Annotated in this window: 4 protein-coding genes and 1 pseudogene; all 5 read left to right on the top strand. The window is 67.8% G+C overall.

What is annotated here, in order from left to right; translation table 11 throughout:
* The first annotated feature begins 20 nt into the window (after nt 1–20).
* Nucleotides 21–488 carry an FHA domain-containing protein FhaB/FipA gene (locus tag AC2VOP_RS15825; protein ID WP_486961873.1) on the top strand — a complete coding sequence of 156 codons (468 nt, stop codon included), beginning with the start codon at nt 21–23 and terminating at the stop codon, nt 486–488.
* Entirely contained in the window at nt 485–1,951 is a 1,467-nt protein-coding gene (locus tag AC2VOP_RS15830; protein ID WP_486961870.1) for a PP2C family protein-serine/threonine phosphatase, read from the top strand. Before AC2VOP_RS15825 ends, AC2VOP_RS15830 begins: the two co-directional genes overlap by 4 nt.
* On the top strand, nt 1,948–3,402 hold the full coding sequence (locus tag AC2VOP_RS15835; RefSeq protein WP_486961871.1) for an FtsW/RodA/SpoVE family cell cycle protein: 1,455 nt from the start codon (nt 1,948–1,950) through the stop codon (nt 3,400–3,402). The genes AC2VOP_RS15830 and AC2VOP_RS15835 overlap by 4 nt, the downstream gene beginning before the upstream one ends.
* Nucleotides 3,399–4,907 (top strand): D,D-transpeptidase PbpA, encoded by a 1,509-nt coding sequence (gene pbpA / locus AC2VOP_RS15840; protein WP_486961872.1) that lies wholly within the window; start codon nt 3,399–3,401, stop codon nt 4,905–4,907. The genes AC2VOP_RS15835 and pbpA overlap by 4 nt, the downstream gene beginning before the upstream one ends.
* Nucleotides 4,904–5,189, top strand: a pseudogene (locus tag AC2VOP_RS15845) (serine/threonine-protein kinase); the annotation flags it as partial. The gene pbpA and the pseudogene AC2VOP_RS15845, both read left to right, overlap by 4 nt.

Consider the following 5,189-nt stretch of genomic DNA (forward strand, 5'->3'; position numbering starts at 1 on the left):
GAGGACGGAGAGGACGCCGGATGCAGGGACTGGTGCTGCAGCTGACACGGGCCGGGTTTTTGACGCTGTTGTGGCTGTTCATCTGGTCGGTGCTGCGGATACTGCGAACCGACATCTACGCGCCGACCGGTGTGGTCATGGTGCGCCGTGGCCTGTCGCTGCGGGGCGCACTGCTGCCGTTGCGACAGCACCGCACCGCCGCGCGCTACCTGGTGGTGACCGAGGGTGCGTTGACCGGCGCGCGCGTCACGCTCAGCGGGCAGCCGGTGCTGATCGGCCGTGCCGACGACTCCACCCTGGTGCTGACCGACGACTACGCGTCCGCCCGGCACGCCCGGTTGTCCCAACGGGGGACGGAATGGTACGTCGAGGACTTAGGATCGACCAACGGCACTTACCTTGACGGAGCGAAAGTGACCACCGCGGTGCGAGTTCCCGTCGGCACACCGGTCCGGGTCGGCAAGACAATCGTCGAGCTACGCCCGTGAGCCTGGCTCTGCGTTATGTCGCGCGCAGCGACATCGGCTTGGTCCGCACCAACAACGAAGACTCGGTGTATGCCGGTGCGCGGCTCCTCGCGTTGGCGGACGGCATGGGTGGGCACGCCGCCGGTGAGGTCGCCTCCCAGTTGGTGATCGCGGCGTTGGCGCATCTCGACGACGACGAACCCGGGGGCGATCTGCTGAGCAATCTCGAAACCGCAGTGCGGGAAGGCAACCTGGCCATCGCCGAGCAGGTCGAGGCCGAGCCCGAGCTCGAGGGCATGGGCACCACATTGACCGCGATTCTGTTCGCGGGAGACCGGCTCGGGCTCGTGCACATCGGCGACTCCCGCGGGTATCTGTTGCGTGACGGTGAGTTGACGCAGATCACCAAGGACGACACCTTCGTCCAGACCCTGGTCGACGAAGGCCGGATCACCCTGGAGGAGGCGCATAGCCATCCGCAACGCTCGCTGATCATGCGGGCGCTGACCGGTCACGAGGTGGAGCCGACACTGACCATGCGGGAAGCGCTCGCCGGCGACCGCTACCTGCTCTGCTCGGACGGACTGTCCGACCCGGTCAGCGATGAAACCATCTTCGAGGCGCTGCAGATCCCCGACATCGCGGAATGCGCCGATCGCCTCATCGAACTGGCGTTGCGCGGAGGCGGCCCGGACAACGTCACAGTGGTGGTCGCCGACGTCGTCGACCTCGACTACAGCCAGACCCAACCGATCCTGGCCGGCGCGGTCTCCGGTAGCGACGAGCCGCTCACCGTGCCCAACACGGCGGCCGGGCGGGCCTCGGCGATCCGGCCGCGCGAAAGCGTCACCAAGCGCATCCTGCCGCAAGTCGACGCGTTCGCGCACCCCCCGCGGTCGCGGCGCCGGATGATCATCGCAGCTGTCCTGCTGGCGCTGCTGGTGATCGCGGCAATGCTGATCGGGCACGCGGTGATCCGCGCTTACTACTACGTCACCGCATACGGTGAAACGGTTTCGATCATGCGCGGTGTCCAGGGGTCGATACTGGGCTTGCGGCTGCAGGAGCCTTATCTGCTGGGCTGCCTGAACAACCACAGCGAGCTGGTGCTGATCAGTTACGGCCACCCGGACGAGAAACTGGACTGTCAGCCGATGACGTTGGGCGATCTGCGCCCGCCGGCACGACAACAGGTCGCCGAGGGATTACCGGCCGGGCGCCTCGACGATGCGATGAACCAATTGCGCAATCTGTCCCGCGATTCGCTGCTGCCGCCGTGCCCGCCCCCCGCACCGGCCACCCGCCCGCCGGACCGCACCGGCCACCCACCCGCTCCGGGCGGTACGCCGTCGACTGTGCCGACAATGCCAACAGGGCCGACCGGGCCGGCCGGGCCCACCTCCGCGGTGCCGCACCTGCCCACCGTGACGAGCCTGCCGCCGGCTCCGTCGGAGCCCGGCACCGACTGCCGGGCGGCACCGTGACAACCCGGCCGACCCAGCCCCAGGCACCGGTCGCGCTGACGCCGGCGCTGCCGGATCGACGTAACGCCGAGCTGCTGCTGCTCTGCTTTGCCTCCGTGATCACCGCGGTGGCTCTGCTCATCGTGGAGGCCAACCAGGAGCCGGGCTTGCGCTGGAATCTTGCCGTCTACCCGGGGGTATTGCTGGCACTGTTCACGCTCGCCCACGTGGCCATCCGGCGCTACGCCCGTTACGCCGATCCGCTGCTGCTTCCGGTGGTGGCGCTGCTCAATGGGCTTGGCCTGGTAATGATTTACCGGCTCGACCTTGCCGTCGGCACCGCCGACGCCGACGCGAACCCCGGCGCCGTCCAGCAGATGCTGTGGACGCTGGTTGGGGTGGCCGGTTTCGCGCTGGTGGTGGCTTTGCTAAAAGACCACCGCCAGCTCGCCCGCTACGGCTATATCAGCGGAGTCGCCGGCCTGGTATTGCTGACGATTCCGGTGATGCTGCCGTCATCGCTGTCCGAACACCACGGAGCCAAGACCTGGATCCGCTTGCCCGGCTTCTCCATTCAACCCGCCGAGTTCGCGAAGATCCTGCTGCTCATCTTCTTCGCGGCGGTGCTGGTGGCGAAACGGAGCTTGTTCACCAGCGCCGGCCAAAATGTGCTGGGCGTCAACCTGCCCCGGCCGCGTGACCTCGCCCCGCTGCTCGTGGCCTGGGTGGTCTCGGTTGGCGTGCTGGCGTTCGAGAAAGACCTGGGCACTGCGCTGTTGCTGTACGCGTCTTTCCTGGTGGTGGTCTACATCGCCACCCGGCGGTTCAGTTGGTTGGTCATCGGCTTGGCGCTGTTCGCGGTGGGATGTGTTGCGGCGTATTTCGTCTTCGGACACGTCCAAGCTCGCGTCCAAACCTGGCTGAATCCGTTCGCCGATCCGGAGGGCAGTGGATTCCAGATGGTACAGTCGCTGTTCAGCTTTGCCACCGGCGGCATCTTCGGTACCGGTCTGGCCGGCGGCCAACCCGGCTACGTGCCCGCGGCGTCGACCGACTTCATCATTGCCGCGTTCGGCGAAGAGCTGGGGCTGGTCGGGCTTACCGGCTTGCTGATGTGTTACATGATCATCGTCATCCGGGGTATGCGCACCGCGGTCGCGGTCCGCGACAGCTTCGGCAAGCTGCTGGCCGCGGGGCTGGCTGCCACGCTGGGTATTCAGCTGTTCATCGTCGTCGGCGGCGTGACCAGGCTCATCCCGCTGACCGGGCTGGCCACACCGTGGCTGTCCTACGGCGGGTCGTCACTGCTGGCCAACTATGTACTGTTAGCCCTGCTGATCCGTGTCTCGCACACCGCGCGCCGGCCACTGCGCACCCGTTCACGGCAACAAAGCTCGCCCACGGCGTCCACATCGTCCACGGCGTCCACTTCGTCAGTCGCCGGCACCGAGGTGATCGAGCCCGTGGTATGAACACTCCGCTGCGCCGCGTCGCGCTGACTTTGATGGCGCTGATCGTGCTGTTGTTGGTCAACGCCACCCTCACTCAAGTTTTCGCCGCTGACGGGTTGCGTGCCGACCCGCGCAACCGGCGGGTTCTGCTGGACCAATTTTCGCGCCAGCGCGGGCAGATCACCGCCGGCGGCCAGCTGTTGGCCTATTCCATGGCCACCGACGGCCGGATCCGTTTCCGGCGGGTGTACCCCAATCCCCTTCCGTACGCACCCATCACCGGGTTCTACTCGCTGCGGTTCTCCAGCAGCGGATTGGAACGCGCCGAGGATCCGGTGCTGAACGGATCCGACTCCCGCTTGTTCGGCCGCCAGCTGGCTGACTTCTTCACCGGTCGTGACCCACGCGGCGGCAACGTCGAAACCACCGTGAACCCACGGGTGCAGCAGGCCGGCTGGGACGCGCTGCAGCGCGGCTGCGGCGCAGGATGCCGGGGCGCGGTGGTAGCGCTGGAACCGGCCACCGGAAAGGTTCTCGCGTTGGTGTCGTCGCCGTCCTACGACCCGAACCTGCTGTCATCGCCCGACCCTCAGGAACAGGGTCGGGCCTGGCAGCAGCTCCGTGACAACCCGCACTCGCCGCTGATCAACCGCGCGCTCGGCGAAACCTACCCGCCGGGCTCGACGTTCAAGGTGATCACCACCGCGGCCGCGCTGCAGACCGGTGCCACCGAGAACGATCAGCTCACCGCGGCGCCGCGGATCCAGCTGCCCGGCACCAGCCTCACGCTGGAGAACTTCGGCGCAGCTGCGTGTGACGGCAGCGACCGAACCGTGCCGCTGCGGGTGGCCTTCGCCAGATCCTGCAACACCGCGTTCGTCCAGCTGGGAATCAGCACCGGGGCTACCGCACTCGGCAGCACCGCCCGGGCATTCGGCCTGGACAGGGTTCCCGAGCCCATCCCGCTGCAGGTCGGGCTGTCCACCATCGGCTCGATCCCCGACGCTGCCGCGCTGGGGATGTCGAGTATCGGGCGGAACGACGTCGCCGTCACGCCGCTTCAGAATGCGATGATCGCCGCCACCATCGCCAACGGCGGGCTGACCATGCAGCCCTATCTGGTGGCGAGCCTGGAGGGAGCCGACCTCGCCGACATCGCCGTCACCACGCCGCGCCAGCAGCGCCGTGCGGTGTCTGCGCAGGTCGCGGCTAAGCTAACGGACCTGATGATCGACGCCGAGAAAGCCATCCAGCAGGACGGGGCCATCCCCGGCGTGCAGATCGCCTCCAACACCAGCACCGCCGAGCACGGCGCCGACCCGGGTGGTACGCCGCCACAATCCTGGTACGTCGCCTTCGCCCCCGCGCACGCCCCGAAGGTTGCGGTCGCCGTGATCGTAGAAGGTGCCGCCGGGGAGGGGGCACGCTACGAAGGCGGTGGAATCAGCGGCGACCGGACCGGCGGTGTGCCGGCCGCGCCGGTCGGCCGGGCCGTGATCGAAACCGCGCTGCGGGGGAACTCGTGAGTCCGCGCGTGGGCGGGACGCTGTCCGGGCGCTACCGGCTGCAGCGCCTGATCGCTACCGGCGGGATGGGCCAGGTCTGGGAGGCTGTCGACAACATGCTGGGCCGGCGGGTGGCGATCAAGGTGCTCAAAGCCGAATTCTCCTCAGACCCGGAATTCATCGAACGGTTCCGGGCTGAGGCGCGCAACACCGCGATGCTCAACCACCCCGGCATCGCCAGCGTGCACGACTACGGCGAGACCGAGATGGACGGCGAAGGCCGCACCGCCTATCTGGTGATGG

The sequence above is a fragment of the Mycobacterium sp. TH-M106 genome (genome assembly GCF_057473765.1).